Origin of the sequence: Rothia amarae, from assembly GCF_042677725.1 — a bacterium.
GTDB lineage: Bacteria > Actinomycetota > Actinomycetes > Actinomycetales > Micrococcaceae > Rothia > Rothia amarae.
In genome coordinates this window covers 1-769 of sequence record NZ_JBHUCN010000020.1, presented here as the reverse complement: position 1 = coordinate 769, position 769 = coordinate 1, and the positions used below count along the sequence as shown (strand labels likewise).

The 769-nt window shown below is 51.4% G+C and carries 1 rRNA gene; it reads right to left on the bottom strand.

Annotation, left to right across the window (positions count from 1 at the left end):
* Window positions 1-769, bottom strand: a 23S ribosomal RNA gene (locus ACFR81_RS10900); the annotation flags it as partial.

The following is a 769-nucleotide window of genomic DNA, read 5'->3' as shown; positions in this document are numbered from 1 at the left end:
TATGACCAGAGTGGTATTTCAACAACGACTCCACACAAACTAGCGTCCATGCTTCACAGTCTCCCACCTATCCTACACAAGCCACACCGAACATCAATACCAAACTATAGTAAAGGTCACGGGGTCTTTCCGTCCTGCTGCGCGAAACGAGCATCTTTACTCGTACTGCAATTTCGCCGAGTTCATGGTTGAGACAGTAGGGAAGTCGTTACTCCATTCGTGCAGGTCGGAACTTACCCGACAAGGAATTTCGCTACCTTAGGATGGTTATAGTTACCACCGCCGTTTACTGGGGCTTAAATTCTCAGCTTCGCCCAAAGAGCTAACCAATCCTCTTAACCTTCCAGCACCGGGCAGGAGTCAGTCCATATACATCGTCTTACGACTTCGCATGGACCTGTGTTTTTGATAAACAGTCGCTTCCCCCTGGTCTCTGCGACCCATACACGCTCGGGACAGCAAGTGCCCTCCACGCTCAAGGTCCCCCTTCTCCCGAAGTTACGGGGGCATTTTGCCGAGTTCCTTAACCATGATTCTCTCGATCGCCTTAGTATTCTCTACCTGATCACCTGTGTCGGTTTAGGGTACGGGCAACTAGAACCTCACGTCGATGCTTTTCTCGGCAGCATAGGATCACCAAATCCCCCACAAACGGGGTCCCATCACGTCTCAGGCAAACACCAGCGCATTTAACAACCGGATACCCTACACGCTTAGACCACGACAACCATCGCGTGGCTCGGCTACCTTCCTGCGTCACACCTGTTAA